Here is a 16,704-nt window from a genome sequence, read left to right as displayed (position 1 = left end):
TAAAACATGAATAGCAAGTATGAAAAATACATAATTAAACTGGAAATACCCACAGACAAAACAGTTAAAATTGAACTCATACGGAAAAATGCACCACTAACAATTCAAGAACTACTAAGGAAACTCCCTCTAATAACACGAATGAGAAAGTATAGAAGAGAAATAATAATACACTTCCCAATGCGATTTAAAGCTGAAAAAACCACCACTAATCTGAAAAAGGGCGAGGTAGCATACTGGCCATTATCACAAGCATTACTCATATGTCTAGATGACACAAATACAATCAACCCAGTCATACTAATAGGAAAGGTAATTGAAGGCCTAAAATATCTCACAGATATATCCAGTGGAATAGGAGTAAAAATTAGTGAAGTAACTTAAAATTAAAGCTTTAAAAATGAAGGCTTCTCCTTCAACTTAATAATTGGAACTGCAATCCATCCAGGCTTAACACCCTCCGAAATGAGTACTTGCTCCCCCCTCTCCTCCGCCTTAACTAAAAAGTATTTTCCAGAAATCTCCTTTTCACTTTCATAGTAATAGAAAATAGGCATTCCGTAAAACTTATAATAATCACGGTAAACTGCAATTATTCCTAGAACATCCTTACCTCTATCATTAAAATGTAAAACATAAATAGGTTGCCCCAAAGCAGCAATTGAAGCAACAAACCTAGCTAAATCCTCAATAGAATTCACCCTCAAAGAAATAGGAGGAACAATCTTAAATGATTCATCAATCTTTGACATAATATTCACCTAGAATAAATTCTAGAGAGGATATATTAAAGTAATTGTGTTAAACCAAGAAAATGGAAAAGTGAAAGCGCTTAACAAATAGATAATTTTACTGTAGATTCTCAACAAAAATTCTTATTCTCTCAACTCCTTCTCTAAGATTTTCAATCGAAGAAGCATATGAAATTCTAAGGTGAAATTTACCTCCCCTTCCAAAAACACTCCCTGGAACAGTACAGACCCCAGCCTCTAAAAGCAATCTTTCAGCAAGCTCCATTGAATTCATACTAAGAAAAGAGAAGTCCGGAAATACATAGAAAGCCCCTTTCGGATATAAACATTCTACACCATCAATGGAATTTAATGCATCAACCAGAAATTTTCTTCTCCTATCATATTCCTTAATCATAAATTTAACTGGTTCTTGATCACCTCTTAAAGCAGCTACGCCAGCCATCTGCACAAAAGCAACTGGACATGTAACTGAATTTTGCTGAATTTTAACGAGGAAATTTATTAGTTCTTTAGATGCAATGGTAAACCCAAGTCTCCAGCCGGTCATAGCATAAGCCTTCGAAAAACCATCAATAACAATAACTCTATCAAATGAGTCAACTAAGGAAAGAATTGTAAATGGAGAAAATTCATCATAAACAATTAATCTGTAAATTTCATCAGAAATTACATAGAAATCATAATCATCAGCAAGATCTAATATCAATCTAAAATCATCCTTTAACAGAACACTTCCAGTAGGATTATTTGGAGAATTTACAATAAGAGCTTTAGTTCGATTACTAATAGAATTTTTTAACATTTCATCTTTATCAGAACTCAAGTAATATGGAACTTCAACTATTTTTCCACCTGAAAGAACTATACAAGAATTATAGGTAGGCCATGCAGGAGTTAACACTACTACCTCATCGCCTGGATCTATAATTGATTGAAATACGGAGTAAATTGCAAATTTAGATCCGGGAGTAACAATTATTTCACTCTCAGCATCAATACTAACATTAAAATGCTTTGAATAATATTCAGCAATAGCTTCCCTTAATTCTAACAAACCTCTAGAAGACGTGTAATGTGTATACCCAGCTTTTAAGGCATCAATACAGGCACTTTTAATATGATGAGGCGTATCAAAATCAGGCTCCCCAATATCTAACTTAACTATACTCTTTCCCTCTCTCAAAAGGCTATTCGCCTTTTCAGCTATACTTAATGTGGGAGAAGGCTTCAAATTAGATACACGCTTCGATAGGCGCAACATTTCACAACACCGTTAACAACGAAACTTACCAATAGTCCTTAAAAATTATTTCGATTTAAACATAATTAAGAAGGATAAAATTAAAAAGGAGGTTAAGAGTACTGAATATTTCTAGGCCTTCCTCTCTAGTACTATTTCAATCGTTGAGACATTGCGCATTTGTTCACCTGTGCCAACCTGCTCTGTACCAATGGAGACACTTTTGACGTCCACTTGTTCTGGCATAAATCTTGTTTTCACTATCTCAGCTACATCCACAGCTTTGCTGATCGCTCGTCCCCTAGCCTTTATTATAACATTCTGAGCACCCTGATTAAACTGGATTACTACTGCCAAAACGTAATTCATAGTTCCCTTCTTACCAACCAAAACAACATTTCCAGTCTGTTGAGCCATTTTCCACCCTCCGTTGCAGTTGTTTAATGAAGTCGTATTCTAGTGAGAATATATTAAATTTAAGTCTTACTACAATCGACAAAAACAATTTGTTTAGAACAAAAGTTTTTTAAGTGAATTAATAAATTCTTTAGCTCTTTCAAAAGTCTTCAACCCATATTCCGTTGGGACATAGTATGTCTCACCATTACGTTTAACCTTTTTAATTAAACCTTCCCTCGCCATTCTATATAAAACAGCGTAAACAGTCACAGTTGAAGGAGAAAAATTAAATTTCTCTCTAATGGCCTTCTTGACCTCATAACCATATCTAGGTTTCTCTTTTAATACACTCATGACATATAACCATAAATTCTCCTTAGTCAACTTTCTAACAAGCCTATTATAAGCCATAAATTGATACACCCACAATATTTACGACGCGAAATATATTTATAGTTTTTAGGAAAAGAGGAGGAGAGGGAAAAGGTCATGTCTAAAAGAATAAGAGTTGCAGTTGTGGGAATTGGGAATTGTGCATCAGCCTTAATTCAAGGAGTATACTACTATCAAAATGTAAGTGATGATGAAATAGTACCTGGGTTAATTCATACAAATTTTGGGGGATACAGAGTCAAAGATATAGAGTTTGTAGCTGCATTTGATATAGATTCAAGAAAAATTGGCCTTGACTTATCTGAAGCAATATTTTCAGGCGAAAATAATACTCGTAAATTTGCAGACGTACCTAAAATTGGAGTAGAAGTGATGAAAGGACCAGTGTTAGATGGAATTGGAAAGTACTTGAAGAAAGTAATACCTATAGATGAAAATCAAAAACCAGTAGATGTAGCAGATGTCCTACGTAAAACAAAGGCAGACATGCTAATAAATTTCCTACCCGTAGGAGCTGAAAGAGCTTCACGTTGGTATGCTCAACAAGCATTAAAAGCAAACTGTGCATTTGTAAACTGTATACCTGTGTTTATAGCATCAAATATAGAATGGCAGAGAAAATTTGAGGAGAGAAAAATACCGTTAGCCGGAGACGATGTAATGAGCCAAATTGGAGCAACAGTTCTACATAAAACCATAATAAAATTGTTAGTTGATAGAGGAGTCATAGTAGATGAAAGCTACCAACTAAACGTAGGTGGCGACACCGATTTTCTAAACATGTTAGAAAAAGAGAGGTTAAAGTCAAAGGAAATTAGTAAAACATCGGCCGTACAAGCAATGACCCCCTACAATGTACCATTGAAGATAGGCCCGTCAGATTACATACCATTTCTAAAAAACAAAAAAATATGCTATATTTGGATTAAGGGGAGATATTTTGGAAACACACCAGTATACATTGATGTAAAACTAGATGTATGGGATGCACCCAATAGTGCAGGGGTAGTTATAGACGTAATAAGATCAGTGAAAATTGCATTAGATAGGGGGATAGGAGGGCCATTAATAAGCATATCTGCATTTGCATTTAAACATCCGCCGATACAAGTTCCATATCATATAGCAAAGCAATGGGTTGAAGACTTCATACAAGGAAAAAGAGAACGATAACACAATTTACTTTAAGGAAAAAAGAAAAAATATCATGGTGAAAATGTGGTAGAAAAAGAGCAACAACTTGAAGACCTAAGAAAAAAGATAGTAGAGAGAATCCAAGAGCTAAGTGAAGAACTAAAAGCGTGGCAAACATGCCTACAGCTAATAGATGAACTACTCAGACATAAAGAAATAAGACCACTAAAAACTAAAAAGGTAATCGCTGAAATACGAGATGACATCGGTGTCCTATTAGCAAGAATATATGAAGACGAAAATGAAGTGAAAATAATACCAGAAAAAAGAGTAAAAGTAAATGTAAACTCAAAAGAATTTAAACAATTCTTTATTAGAAAAGTACTAGAAAACATTAGAAAAGAAAATCCTGGAGTCCAATATAAAGTTAGAGAGAGCAAAGGAGTATTAGTAGAAGTATCTCTCAAAAACATTTCAAGTGAAAGAGAATTAAGAAGAATTCAAGGAGCAGTAAAGTGGACGTTTAAAAAGTTTTTAACGAGTTAAACTAAGCTTTAAACCATTTGAACATATAGTAAGTAATCCTCCTACTTGAAGGATCAGTAGTAGCAATAATAAACTTCTTCCTAACACTATGAGAAAGCCTCCCAGCTCTAACAATTTCTATTGGATCTAAAGAACTTTTAATAGGAAGAACCTCTACGAGAAATGGTGCATGATCAATTCCAGGACCATACTTATAAACAGCAAAATCTGCACCAAACTTAATTCCAGGACGAACAACATACCCCTTATCTCTTAAATCCTTATATACATGATATATATCATCAAACAAATTGTAGCTTTCCCTAGCAATCTTCAATAAAGAATCATAGGAAATCTCATTGCCAAATTCATCTACAATAACAATTTGACCCTTCTCAAGCAAGTATAAAGCCTCAAAAAGAGATAACTCAAGTGGACAGGAAAACTCAGCATCCTTGGGTTTTCTAACCCCTACAGGTTTACCGTAAAATCCCTCCTTGTATAAGTGACGAGACTCATCAATACTCCAAACTATGACACGTGAATCTACCAGACTAGCCTTTATCTTCCTAGACTTATCACCCACAAAATAACCCTCCAATATCAGCAATTGTTATTTATATCTCTTTACTAATACTCTGTAAACTAGGCGGGGGATAAATGCTTCGGTACGTGGGTAAACACAAGGAAAAACTAATATTTATAGCATCATATATGATAGGCTTCATCATAATAGTCGCTCTACTCTACTATGTTGGATTTGGAAGTGTAGCCACAGTGATTATGCGAATGAGCATAGGCTTCTTCATGATAACATTAGCATTAGACCTTGCAGGATTAGTATTCTACGCATTGACATGGCATATACTTTTAAAAGGCTTAAAATGTAACATATCATTTAAAACATCATTGACAGTTTCATTAGCAAGCATCTTTACGTGTTATGTAACTCCATCAGGGGTATTATTAGAGCTATTAAGGGTAGTGTTAGCAAATAAAGAAGCAAAGATACCTATAGGACATAGTGCAGCATCAGTTGTAATGCATCGAATACTATATACCGTAGGCTTTATACTATGTGCTGTTGCAAGCTTCGCAGTAGTACAAGCAAAATATACAACTCTAGGAACTATAGAAACCTTACTCTTACTTATAATAATACTTTCCATAGCATTCGCAGCGGGAATACTATATTTGAGCCATCGTGCTGACATAATAGAAAAAATGCTTATAAGGCTATATCGAAGATTCGAGGGAAGAATAAATAAAATTATACGTGTATATGAAAGTGAAGAAATTGTAAATTCACTCTCAAATACAGTGTCGGACTTTAAAAATGCATTTACAGAATTAAGGAAAAAACCATTATATCTTTTAATGGCATTCATAACAGTTTTAATCACATGGATTGTTGATATCGCAATATTCTATGTAGTGTTCCTAGCCTTGAATTATCCAATATCCGTATGGGCAGCTGCATTAACAATAGTAATAGGTGACTTTGTGCAAATGACACCGATAATGATTCCTGGAATGCTCGGAATACTAGAAACAGCATTCACAACAACTTTACTAGCCTTTGGCATACCATTAGATATAGCGGCATCGGCAGCTATACTTGCAAGAATAGCTACATTTTGGTTTGACATACCAGTTACTGCAATAGCTGCATCATATTATGGAGTAAAGTATTTATTAAAAGGTGCTAAAGCAATATCAGAATAAGAAAAATTTACTCTAGAATTACACCTTCAACAACTCTATCAGAAATAACTTTTGTTACTTTAACTTTAACAACTCGACCAATTAATTTCTCACCCACACTACTTGGAACCTTCACATGTATTACTGGTCCATGTTTAAAAGGATAAGCTATAAAAGGAACTTTTTTAGAAATAGATCTAACAATAATAGCGTCAACAACCTTTCCAACTAGTCTCCTCTTAAGACTCTCATTTATTCTCCTAGCTTCATTCCAAATCATGTAACTAACTGGATCCCTATAAGCCGGAGGAGCCTTAGGGAAATTACCAAAGGCAGACATTGGTAATGGTTGAAAACGATAAACAGTAATTTTTTCAACACCAATAGAAAAAGCCTTCTCCATTACCTCTACAGTAGCTTTAGCAGTCTCTAATTTCTGCCCAGGAAGACCATGAATGAAGTAGAGATAAGGCCTTAAACCATAACGCTTCAAAATCTTGACAGCCCTAATAACTTCATCAGGGCTTGAAGGACGACCTAACTCATAGGCATGTTCAATAGAACCAGTCTCACAACCGATATGAACAGGGGAACCACGCAGATATTTAGCAAGAACATATGCAACATCCTCATCAACTAAACATGGCTTAACATTTTCAATCCCAATAAATACTCTATGACCAGCCTCATCAATAATGTTCTTAATAGCAGATAATAACTCTTCAATCATATCAAGGTTAGGAGGAGGATCGCGAGGGTTAGTTAAGGGTTTAGGCTCAACAAGTAAATCCCGACCATAATCAAGGAAATCTGAACCACTTAGAACAATACGTCTAACACCAATTTTAATCAACCCATCAATCTCCCTTACAATCAAATCAATAGACTTACTCCTAGCTGGACCAAAAAGGCTAGGAACAGAACAATAGCCACAGCCAGGAGGAATTTTAACAGGACAATTATACCTCTCCTCTAAATCTCCACTCCTACATTTGTTGCAACCAATACATCTCCGCCCATCAGGAAGAGGAATGGTGGTTCTATAATAATTGCTACATCCTCGAACAACCTCCACATAAACTCTACAAGCAAAAAAGTTAGGATATTCCTTCACAGCCTCTATTGAAGGGAAATAAGAATTCAACTTATCTCTACTTAAAACAGGTCTTAATGGATTCACATGAAAGCCATTATCTATAGAAAATGCTATGCCCTTAATTTTTGATAATATGTTTTGCGATAATTCATCATTAAAAATAATTTGCAAAAGTTCTTCTAAAGTCTCCTCCCCCTCACCAATTACAGCTATAGGAAAACCAGCTCTTACAATTGCATCATAGGGATCCGAAGCAACTGGGCCGCCAATAATGGCTAAGCCCCCCGAATACTTGTCCCATAAACCCTTGACCTTTCTCACAGCTGGAAAATCAACACTCATAGCACTAACTAAAAGAAATCTAAAATTTCTCAGAACAACAGGTTTAGAAATAAGCTTACTATAATGAATTACTTTGACATTTAAATCATGCCTTTCCAGTACACCTGCAATTATTCTAGGACCTGAACCAATAACATCGAGGGTAGCTAATCTTCCCCCCTTACCACAACCTAAAGTATCAACAATTAAAAAAGACATTAAATTACTCCTACATTTTCAATGGACGCCTAACAGTGGCTATTGAATTATCTGCAATTCCCAAACTTTTCATTTCCTCTGCACTAGCCCAAACTTCCCTTAACGGAATTTTTTCATCGCCCTTAACCACTAAAACACATTTTCTTTTACCTGCAATTACAATTTCGATTCTATCAATAACTTGTAATTCACTCATCATTTGAGGATTCATCCTAGCAGTTCCAGGCTCAATCTCCGGAATCCTTCTAATTCTAAGTCTACGTTCCGGCGGTCTACTCATAATCTCACCGACATAAAATTTTAAATCACAGCTATATTTTAATTAAACGCTGGAAAAACATGCCTAGAGTAAGAGAAAAACTGAAAAAAGGCGATAAAGTTATCTATCCAGCAATAGGAATAAAGGGAAAAATAACTGAAATTAGAAAAATGAATGGAAGAATATGGGCCCTCATTGAACCAATATATGTTTGGATTGAAATTACAAAGCTAGTAAAAATAAATGAAGCTAAATAAGAGGCCCCAACTCATCAAATTTAACCTTCCCTTCAATATAGGATCTAATTTTGACATCAAGATTCTTAACTCCAACTCTAACTTGCCTCCAAGTATCTCTATCCCTTAAGGTAACAGTTTCATCATCTAAAGATTGATAATCAACAGTAACAGCTACTGGAACTCCTATCTCATCAGCTCTAACATATCTACGACCAATAGAGCCAGAAGCATCATATTCAACTCTCAAGCCACTATCCCTCAGTTTCTCATAAACCTTAAATGCAAATTCAGGCAAACCATCCTTATTAACCAAGGGAAAAACACAAACTTGAATAGGTGCAACATCCATAGGAAGCCTTAAAACTATACGTCCATTTTTCTCTGAAAAAGCATACTCCAAAGTAGCATAAACAATTCTATCTGCACCAAATGATGGCTCAACAACCTGAGGTATGAAACGCTTACCCTTAACCTCTAATTTTTCCTTTGAAATAATAAAGTGATTCCTAGTTAATTTAAAACCTAAAACCTCAATAAATCCCCTTCGATTAATCTCATCAACCAATCTATCGAGCTCAATGGATTGTAAAGCAGATATTATCCGCTTAGCATCACTTCTAAACTCCCTACCAATAGCACTCATATTTGGCCTAACAACCAGTTTTTCAGTGGTTATTGGCTTGGGATAAGGCTTAAAAACCCTTAAATCCACACCACTATACTCCATATGACGCCTTAAGTCATAGTCAGTACGATGCGAGTAACCTGCAATTTCAACCCAACCCCACCTCTCAAGCTTAACCACTTGATCATATGTTTGAGCTGAATAATGCGCCCTTTCCTGAGGCAACTTCTCAATAAACATTTGACAATCCTCAGGAATACCTAAACTCTTAGCGAAATCTCTACCTAAAACCATAAAGTACGCTAGCCACTCATTCAAAATTAAACCACTCTCAACTGCATCCAAAGCAGTAATTTGTCTTGGTTTCTTCACTCCAGAGATAATATCACTGATTGGAAGAAGATTTAAGACTTCATCTTTAAAACCATTGAAAAATGGGCATCTAGGATCATCAGGATCGAAAAACAACTCTAACTCCATAATTGTAAATTCCCTCAACCTTATGGGACCCTGTCTAGGTGAAATTTCATTTCTCAAAACTCTTCCAATTTGAGCAATTCCAAGCGGGAGCTTATTGCGCATCACCTCATAAACTCGCTTAAAAGCAAGAAACATACCTTGAGCAGCCTCAGGCCTTGCATATCCAACACTATCACTATAAGGCCCAATAATAGTTCTAAAAAGTAAATTAAAAGTCCTTACAGAGCCAAGTTTGCCACCACACTCAGGACACTTAACATTTTTCTCAACAATAATTCGATTTACCTCATCTAGCGACAGTGACTCTACATCCTTAATCTCAGTTTGTTCAACTATTAAATGATCAGCCCTGAATTTCCTGCGGCAATCAATACATTCAACAATAAAATCTGTAAAATGTTCTAAATGACCTGAAGCCTCAAAAACCTTCGCAGGCATAACTACAGGAGTCTCAATCTCAACTATAAAATCTTGATGACGAAAAATAAACCATTTCCTCCACTTATTTTCAATATTTCTCTTAAGAGAAGCTCCTAAGGGTCCAAAATCTATAAAACCTCTTATACCACCATACAACTCAGCTGCAGGCCAAATAAAGCCCCGTCTCTTAGCAAGCTCAACAATTTTATCATACTTATCCAAGTTCACAACCTCACTGCATAGTATACTCAATCAGTAATGCAATTTAAACTTTAATTGTCTTACCACTATAATGATTTGCAAGTCATATTAATATAAAATATCATCGATAACCACGTATGACACTATATCTTTTCCCAACAAAATCTTTAGATCTAGACTTATCATATTCTATCTCTAGCAAGTCTTCAGTGACCTTCAATTTCAATATACAACTAGAAAGAATATTCCAAGCAAGATACAAATTCAGCGACTTAAGTTCAGGGAAAATCAACTCTATAATAAAAATCTTCAAGTATTTACTTCCACTCAAAACAAGAAAAGGAAAGCCTAAGCTAATGAACTCCTTAACATAAATTTCACTCTTAAACTCAGCCAAGTGATTATTTAAAATCCACTCTTCAAAATCCTTCAACGATACTGAAATCTTACTCATACATAAACACCATCTGAATAAGAGTAAAGTATTTCTCCCCTAAAGATTTTATTACTTTCGGTTAAAATGGAACAGTTAAAATTCTATTTAAACAAAAGCAAAATGAACTTCGGTGGATTCAACCAAGACCTAAATAAATCAAAGTTTATAATTTTCGGAGTACCATTAGATTTAACATCAACCTTTAGACCAGGCTCTAGATTTGCTCCAGCTGCTATAAGAGAAGCAGCTAACAACATAGAAACATTCAGTTTCAGAACTGGAATTGACATCGAAGAAATAATGATCTATGACGCTGGAGACCTAACGATAAATGAAAGCCTAGAAAGAAATCTTAGCAAAATAGGAGAAATAGTGAAAGTAATCGTTGAAATGAAAAAAATCCCGGTGATATTAGGTGGTGAACATACAATTACATATGGAGCCATAAAAAACCTCAAAAACATAGGAGTAATAACTTTTGACGCACACTTAGATTTAAGAGATGAATATCCATTAGGCGTAAAGTGGAGCCATGCAACAATTATGCGTCGAATCACAGAGAAGATTGGAACAAACAAAGTATTCTTTATAGGGACAAGAGCAATATGCAAAGAGGAATATGAATATGTAAAAAAATATCAAATAACATATATCACATCAAATGAAGTTAGAGAGAAGAATCCAAGGATCATAACAAGCAAAATCACTGATGAAATAAAAATAAACAAAATTTCGAGAACATGGTTATCAATAGACATTGATGTTCTAGATCCAGCCTATGCACCAGGAGTAGGAAATCCAGAACCAGAGGGAATAACAACAACGCAACTACTTAACATAATTGAAGAAATAGTAAGGAGGAAAATTGACATTGTTGGATTCGACATTGTAGAAATTACTCCAATATTCGATAGAGGAATAACAGCGATTCAAGCAGCTAAAATAATAATGGAAACAATAGGCTTAATCTATAAAACTAAACTTTTAAACGCTTAACAATAGGAGGTCTAACCTTATAGAAAATCCTATAATTACATTTAGGACACCGAGTACCGGGAATAGACTCGAATTCCCTCAAATCAGTAATCTGATAACCACACCTACCACAACGATAGGGCATGAATTACACCACCAATAAAACATTCAAAGAAGAATATAACTTTGACGCCTCCTCATGTAAAGACTTATAAGATTATTAGAGTAGAATTTCATTGGAGCTTGGGAGCCCATGAGTGAGATATGCCCAATATGCGGGCTACCGAAGGATCTCTGCGTCTGCGAGTCAATAGCCAAAGAGCAACAGCGAATTAAAGTAAAAGTCGAAAAAAGAAAATGGGGAAGAGAGGTTACTATAATTGAAGGAATTAGTGATAAAGACGTCGACCTATATGAAGTTGCAGCAACACTAAAAAGCAAATTGGCATGCGGTGGTACTGCAAAAAATGGTAGAATAGAGCTACAAGGAGATCATAGAGCACGAATAAAGGAACTCCTAGTTACATTAGGATTTCCATCAGAAAACATTGATGTAGAATAAATAACAATGTAAGTTTTTCTTCCCACCATTAAATCTAAGGAATTATCCTACTAGACTCACCAGGCAAATATATGCTATGAGGTTTCATCTCCTCTAAACCAGCAGAAGTTAACCATGCAAGTTTAGCTTTTTCCCACAATTCATGAATACTCTTACATCCAGCATATCCCATTGCCGCCTTGAGCCCAGCAACTAACTCCTTGACAACACTAGCCACATCTCCACGGTAAGGAACCCAGCCCTCCACACCCTCAGCAATCTCCTTGGCAGGTATAGCATAGCGATCAATAGCAAACCTCTTGGCACGAGCAGAGGGACTTGCCATCCCCCTATACCTCTTATAATAACGTCCTCCAATGGCTACAAGAGTACCTGGACTCTCTCTACAACCAGCAAATATATTACCCATCATCACAGCCCATGCACCAAGAGCCAGTGCCACAGCAATATCACCTGAAGAACGAATACCGCCATCGGCAATTATGGGTAATGTAAATCCATATTCCTCCAATGCATCTGCAACTTGAGCAGTAGCAAATAATGTGGGAGAGCCAGCTCTAGTTACCTCATAAGTAGAACAAATAGAGCCAGAGCCGATTCCAACTCTAATTCCAGCAATACCATCAATCTCAGTTACAACATCAACTGTAGCTTCATACGTACCAATATTTCCAACAATAACATCAGCACTAACATTTCTAATCAACTTTCTAGTAGAATTCATAACATTTTCATTATGAAAATGAGCCACATCAACAACTAGGATATCAACAAATCTATCCAAAGCCTTAGCCCGTTCAAGATCAAAAGGAGAAATGGCAGCTGCACATAAAAGTTGACCCTCCTCATTCCTGGCAGCGTTAGGAAACTTTTCTCGGGCTAAGATATCTTTAAAAGTAATTAATCCAACCAACTTTCCATTCTCATCCACTACTGGAAGCTTCTCAATTCTATATTCATGTAACAAACGTTTAGCTTCATCAATAGTAATAGATTGAGAAGCGGTAACTACATTTCTAGTCATAACCTCTTCAACCCTAAGATGAGGATTAGCAAAACGAACATCACGCCCAGTCAAAATTCCAACTAACCTCTCATTTTCAACTACAGGCAAACCAGAAATAGAATGCTTACGCATTAATTCTAGAGCATGCTCAACACTATCATCAGGAGAAATAGTGATAACATCACGTATAATAAAGGACTCAGCTCTCCTAACACGCTTGACCATTTCAACTTGCTCCTCCATACTACAATTCCTATGAATAACGCCTAACCCCCCAAGCCTAGCCAAGGCAATAGCCATTTCACTCTCAGTAACTGTATCCATTGGAGAAGATACAAATGGAATATTCAACTCATAATTAACAGTAACCTTAGTTTTCAAATCAACCTCCTTTGGCTCAAAATAAGCCCTACCAGGAAGAAGAATTAAATCCCTAAAAGTAACCGCAACTTGAGCCTTCTCCAATTTACTTCTAAATCTCAACTAAACTCACACTCCCACTTTTAAAATAAAGACAACTTGCTCACTTATTAATATACTCACACCGCTAACAACTTAAAATTAAAAAATAAGATAACATTTCTACTTCTATGATAAAGACTAGGATAAAAATGGAGGGGTCAACATGAGTATAAGTACTGAACTTGGATTCATGAGAGTTGGAGCCCATAGCCACATAAAAGGACTGGGATTAAAAAATGGAAAAGCCCTAATCAAAGCAGATGGTATGGTTGGACAAATTGAAGCAAGAGAAGCAGCAGGAATAATTGTAGAGTTAATTAAACAAGGCAAAATGGCAGGTAGAGGAATACTACTCGCCGGACCACCAGGAACAGGTAAGACAGCCATAGCTGTCGCAATAGCGAAAGAATTGGGAGAAGATGTGCCATTCATAGCTATTACTGGGTCAGAAATATACTCCAGTGAACTGAAGAAAACAGAGGTATTAATGCAAGCCATGAGAAAAGCTATTGGAGTAAGAATACATGAATTTAGAAAAGTGTATGAGGGAATGGTCTCAGACCTAGACATAAAAATGACAAGACATCCATACAATCCATATCAGCAAATACCTGAAAGTGCAAAAGTAAAACTAAAAACGAAAAATGAAGAAAGAACACTAACAGTAGGATCGTCAATAGCAAGAGAGTTAATAGCTAGAGGAGTTGCAATAGGGGATGTAATATGGATTGAAGCTGAAACCGGAAGAGTTACAAAAATAGGCAAATGCAAGGAATATGAAGGACCAAAATACGATATTGAAACAGAAGTACAAGTCCCCCTACCAACAGGACCAGTACTAAAAGAAAAAGAATTCGTATACACAGTAACGTTACACGACTTAGATGTAAGAATGCATAGTAGCTCAGGAGGGTTATTCAGCCTATTCTTTGGAGGAAGAGAAGAAAAAGAAATACCTCCAGATGTGAGGCAAAATGTAGACAAACTAGTTAAGAAATGGGTTGACGAAGGAACTGCTGAAATAATTCCAGGAGTAATGTTCATAGATGAAGTATCAGCGTTAGATATTGAAGCATTTTCATTCCTCGGAAGAGCTATGGAAAGTGAATTAGCACCAATAATAATTCTAGCAACAAATAGAGGAATAACAAGAATCCGTGGAACTGATATAATATCTCCACATGGCATCCCACTAGACATACTAGACAGACTAATGATAATAACCACAAGAAAATATAATGCAGATGAAATTAAAGAAATCCTACAAATAAGAGCAAGAGAGGAAAAAGTAACATTAAATCAAGAAGCACTAGAAATGCTAACGAAAATAGGGGAAGAAACATCACTAAGATATGCAGTACAGATGCTAACACCAGCACAAATAATAGCAAAAAGAAGAGGAAGAGACATAGTTACAGCAGAAGATGTAAAGGAGGTAAGAATGCTATTTGCAGATATAAAACAATCCTCAGAATATCTCAAGAAATATGAAGCTGAAATGCTCAAATAGTGAAATTAAATGATAGAGATAACCTCAAATACAATTCCAGAAGCACTACAAAAATTAAAAAAGGAAATTACAAAGAAAAATGAGAAAATATTAGAGAAAATAACCATTACAATTAAGAACCCGGAAAAAAGACCCCTCTATCAACTAGACCCAAAAGAAAGAACAAGAAAAATAATCTTAAAATACTATAGAGAAATCACAGAAAACAAGAAATTCAAGAAAAAAATAGAAAAAACAATTAAAAACCTAAAAGAAAGAAGAAAAACAATTATACCATTAAACTTAACCTTTAAAGGCCACAACCTAGGAATCTATTTAGAAATAGAGCCACAAAAAGACAAAATACATCCAACCCTATTTTATTTAATATGTAAAAAAATTGAAGAACTAAACGACCAAATAGCATTCACACAAATACTGCAAGAAGATTTATCAATGGGTTTGAAGTTTAATCCAGGCCCAATAACAGTAAGCATAGAGCTAATTATACTTCACCATTTAAAAGACAACTGAGTATATTAAGCCAAAAATACTAATCACTGATAGCATCGTTGTTATAAGCCAACATGAAATCTTCACATATGTAGCCTTAACATCACCTGGAAAACTCATTTTAGTAAAAATCAAAGAGAGAAAAATAAGAGGTACTGGAGTAAAGAAACATGAAAGTGCAGAAGCATTAATAGCCAGTTTCAATGGTGAAATACCAAATGCCAATAAAATGGGAGCAACCAGCAAAGCCAGTGATCCTAATATCACCTTCCAACCAGCTAAAATAGCAGCTCTAATATGAAGAACTTCAGCTAAATCCTCAATCAATTCATCCATAATTTTAAAATTAGAAACAGCCATCACTGCAGTAGAAAGAAAGGATGAAGCAAAAACTCCAATAATAAGACCAGTTACAGCAAGATCGCCTAAAATCGGTTTTAAAATAAATATCGCCTCTTCTAAAGCCTCTATTCTCAACCCTTGAGGATACAACAATGAAGCACAAATAACCAGAATAGAAGCATCGACAAGTGATACAATTATAGCACCAATAGTAGCTCCAGTATACTCTAGCGGTAACTCCTTAAAATCCCCTGACTTCTGAGCTACTTCAGAAGCCTCAAACAAAAAGGAATAAGCTGATATGGAGGTTCCTAGAATAGCCATTACCGTAATAATATAATCTTTAGAAGAAACTATATTTGGACGTAGAAAACCTTTAACAATCTCCTCTATAGGAGGAGAAGTTAGAAAAGCAATGGGGACACATATAATAACAACAAAACTCATTAAAGTTAAAACATTCTTTACAGTAGGCGTTGATCCTTTAACAGCGAAGACGCAAATAGAAAGAGCTACTATAGGAGCCCAAAAAACTGGAGAAATACCTGTAAGCATGGAAAGAAAAACAGAGCCTCCACCTATTTCAGCTGTTATTAATGCAACATTAGTTGAAGCAATTGCAAAAGCAACAAAAACAGCAGTTAAATTTCCATAACGTACACGAACATTAGAAAGCAAACCTCTCCTAGTAGTTAAACCTATCTGAGCAGTTATCTGCAAAATAAAGATAGTGAAGAATAATACGGGCATAACAGTCCATAATAAAGAGAAACCATAGGCTGAGCCAGCATAACTAAAGGCTGCAATATCGGATGCACCCAGATCAGAAACACCTGCAATAATTGCAGGAGCAATAAATTTTAGATGATCAATTAACCTCTTCTTTAACTCCAACTTCACAGTTTAACA

General features: G+C 35.5%; 21 protein-coding genes. 9 read left to right on the top strand and 12 right to left on the bottom strand.

Annotated features, from left to right (window positions below; translation table 11 throughout):
• The first annotated feature begins 6 nt into the window (after positions 1-6).
• Positions 7-384, top strand: a complete 378-nt coding sequence (locus ACW8TM_RS11465) for a cyclophilin-like fold protein (RefSeq protein ID WP_491533437.1) — start codon at positions 7-9, stop codon at positions 382-384.
• A gap of 2 nt (positions 385-386) precedes the next feature.
• On the opposite strand, the gene ACW8TM_RS11460 is transcribed toward ACW8TM_RS11465, so the two are convergent.
• From ACW8TM_RS11460 to ACW8TM_RS11445, 4 genes are all read right to left on the bottom strand, one after another.
• Complete coding sequence (locus ACW8TM_RS11460) at positions 387-752, bottom strand: cren protein (RefSeq protein WP_491533436.1); 366 nt, start codon at positions 750-752, stop codon at positions 387-389.
• A 97-nt stretch (positions 753-849) separates the two neighbouring features.
• Positions 850-2,016, bottom strand: coding sequence for a pyridoxal phosphate-dependent aminotransferase (locus ACW8TM_RS11455; RefSeq protein ID WP_491533435.1), 1,167 nt, complete (start codon positions 2,014-2,016; stop codon positions 850-852).
• A gap of 111 nt (positions 2,017-2,127) precedes the next feature.
• Positions 2,128-2,412: a DNA-binding protein Alba gene (albA, locus tag ACW8TM_RS11450; RefSeq protein WP_491533434.1), complete on the bottom strand. Its 285-nt coding sequence runs from the start codon at positions 2,410-2,412 to the stop codon at positions 2,128-2,130.
• Between the two features lie 93 nt (positions 2,413-2,505).
• Complete coding sequence (locus ACW8TM_RS11445) at positions 2,506-2,805, bottom strand: PadR family transcriptional regulator (RefSeq protein ID WP_491533433.1); 300 nt, start codon at positions 2,803-2,805, stop codon at positions 2,506-2,508.
• Positions 2,806-2,883: 78 nt separating this feature from the next.
• On the opposite strand from ACW8TM_RS11445, the gene ACW8TM_RS11440 reads away from it, so the two are divergent.
• A complete protein-coding gene (locus tag ACW8TM_RS11440) occupies positions 2,884-3,960 on the top strand; it encodes an inositol-3-phosphate synthase (RefSeq protein ID WP_491533432.1) in 1,077 nt (358 codons plus the stop codon).
• A gap of 45 nt (positions 3,961-4,005) precedes the next feature.
• A complete protein-coding gene (locus ACW8TM_RS11435; RefSeq protein WP_491533431.1) occupies positions 4,006-4,467 on the top strand; it encodes a hypothetical protein in 462 nt (153 codons plus the stop codon).
• Between the two features lies 1 nt (position 4,468).
• Here ACW8TM_RS11435 and endA read toward each other — a convergent pair whose 3' ends face one another.
• Complete coding sequence (gene endA / locus ACW8TM_RS11430) at positions 4,469-5,032, bottom strand: tRNA-intron lyase (protein ID WP_491533430.1); 564 nt, start codon at positions 5,030-5,032, stop codon at positions 4,469-4,471.
• Between the two features lie 74 nt (positions 5,033-5,106).
• Between endA and ACW8TM_RS11425 the strand changes: the two genes are divergently transcribed.
• On the top strand, positions 5,107-6,171 hold the full coding sequence (locus ACW8TM_RS11425) for a lysylphosphatidylglycerol synthase transmembrane domain-containing protein (RefSeq protein ID WP_491533429.1): 1,065 nt from the start codon (positions 5,107-5,109) through the stop codon (positions 6,169-6,171).
• A gap of 7 nt (positions 6,172-6,178) precedes the next feature.
• On the opposite strand, the gene ACW8TM_RS11420 is transcribed toward ACW8TM_RS11425, so the two are convergent.
• Complete coding sequence (locus tag ACW8TM_RS11420) at positions 6,179-7,786, bottom strand: B12-binding domain-containing radical SAM protein (protein WP_491533428.1); 1,608 nt, start codon at positions 7,784-7,786, stop codon at positions 6,179-6,181.
• A 10-nt stretch (positions 7,787-7,796) separates the two neighbouring features.
• The gene (locus tag ACW8TM_RS11415) at positions 7,797-8,066 is read right to left on the bottom strand and encodes a hypothetical protein (protein ID WP_491533427.1); all 270 of its coding nucleotides are present in this window, start codon (positions 8,064-8,066) and stop codon (positions 7,797-7,799) included.
• Positions 8,067-8,125: 59 nt separating this feature from the next.
• On the opposite strand from ACW8TM_RS11415, the gene ACW8TM_RS11410 reads away from it, so the two are divergent.
• Positions 8,126-8,302, top strand: coding sequence for a hypothetical protein (locus tag ACW8TM_RS11410; RefSeq protein ID WP_491533426.1), 177 nt, complete (start codon positions 8,126-8,128; stop codon positions 8,300-8,302).
• Here ACW8TM_RS11410 and glyS read toward each other — a convergent pair.
• Positions 8,295-10,037 carry a glycine--tRNA ligase gene (gene glyS, locus ACW8TM_RS11405; protein ID WP_491533425.1) on the bottom strand — a complete coding sequence of 581 codons (1,743 nt, stop codon included), beginning with the start codon at positions 10,035-10,037 and terminating at the stop codon, positions 8,295-8,297. The two genes, ACW8TM_RS11410 and glyS, sit on opposite strands and share 8 nt — an antisense overlap.
• 94 nt (positions 10,038-10,131) lie before the next feature.
• Positions 10,132-10,464: a hypothetical protein gene (locus ACW8TM_RS11400; protein WP_491533424.1), complete on the bottom strand. Its 333-nt coding sequence runs from the start codon at positions 10,462-10,464 to the stop codon at positions 10,132-10,134.
• 66 nt (positions 10,465-10,530) lie between these two features.
• Between ACW8TM_RS11400 and speB the strand changes: the two genes are divergently transcribed.
• On the top strand, positions 10,531-11,442 hold the full coding sequence (gene speB, locus ACW8TM_RS11395) for an agmatinase (RefSeq protein ID WP_491533423.1): 912 nt from the start codon (positions 10,531-10,533) through the stop codon (positions 11,440-11,442).
• Here speB and ACW8TM_RS11390 read toward each other — a convergent pair.
• Positions 11,423-11,566, bottom strand: coding sequence for a TFIIB-type zinc ribbon-containing protein (locus tag ACW8TM_RS11390; RefSeq protein ID WP_491533422.1), 144 nt, complete (start codon positions 11,564-11,566; stop codon positions 11,423-11,425). The genes speB and ACW8TM_RS11390 overlap by 20 nt on opposite strands.
• A 108-nt stretch (positions 11,567-11,674) precedes the next feature.
• Here ACW8TM_RS11390 and yciH point away from each other — a divergent pair, with 108 nt between their 5' ends.
• Positions 11,675-11,983, top strand: a complete 309-nt coding sequence (yciH, locus tag ACW8TM_RS11385; protein ID WP_491533421.1) for a stress response translation initiation inhibitor YciH — start codon at positions 11,675-11,677, stop codon at positions 11,981-11,983.
• A 34-nt stretch (positions 11,984-12,017) separates the two neighbouring features.
• Here yciH and guaB read toward each other — a convergent pair whose 3' ends face one another.
• Positions 12,018-13,472, bottom strand: a complete 1,455-nt coding sequence (gene guaB, locus ACW8TM_RS11380; protein ID WP_491533420.1) for an IMP dehydrogenase — start codon at positions 13,470-13,472, stop codon at positions 12,018-12,020.
• A gap of 142 nt (positions 13,473-13,614) precedes the next feature.
• On the opposite strand from guaB, the gene ACW8TM_RS11375 reads away from it, so the two are divergent.
• Together ACW8TM_RS11375 and ACW8TM_RS11370 are read left to right on the top strand one after the other, a co-directional pair.
• The gene (locus ACW8TM_RS11375; RefSeq protein ID WP_491533419.1) at positions 13,615-14,961 is read left to right on the top strand and encodes a RuvB-like helicase; all 1,347 of its coding nucleotides are present in this window, start codon (positions 13,615-13,617) and stop codon (positions 14,959-14,961) included.
• Between the two features lie 9 nt (positions 14,962-14,970).
• Positions 14,971-15,474: a hypothetical protein gene (locus ACW8TM_RS11370; RefSeq protein WP_491533418.1), complete on the top strand. Its 504-nt coding sequence runs from the start codon at positions 14,971-14,973 to the stop codon at positions 15,472-15,474.
• Here the strand turns inward: ACW8TM_RS11370 and ACW8TM_RS11365 are convergent.
• Positions 15,460-16,695 carry an NRAMP family divalent metal transporter gene (locus ACW8TM_RS11365; RefSeq protein ID WP_491533417.1) on the bottom strand — a complete coding sequence of 412 codons (1,236 nt, stop codon included), beginning with the start codon at positions 16,693-16,695 and terminating at the stop codon, positions 15,460-15,462. The genes ACW8TM_RS11370 and ACW8TM_RS11365 overlap by 15 nt on opposite strands.
• Between the last annotated feature and the right edge of the window lie 9 nt (positions 16,696-16,704).

Source organism: Candidatus Culexmicrobium sp. (assembly GCF_058356305.1).
Note: the sequence above shows the minus strand (reverse complement) of the source record. Positions and strands in the feature narration are given on the sequence as shown.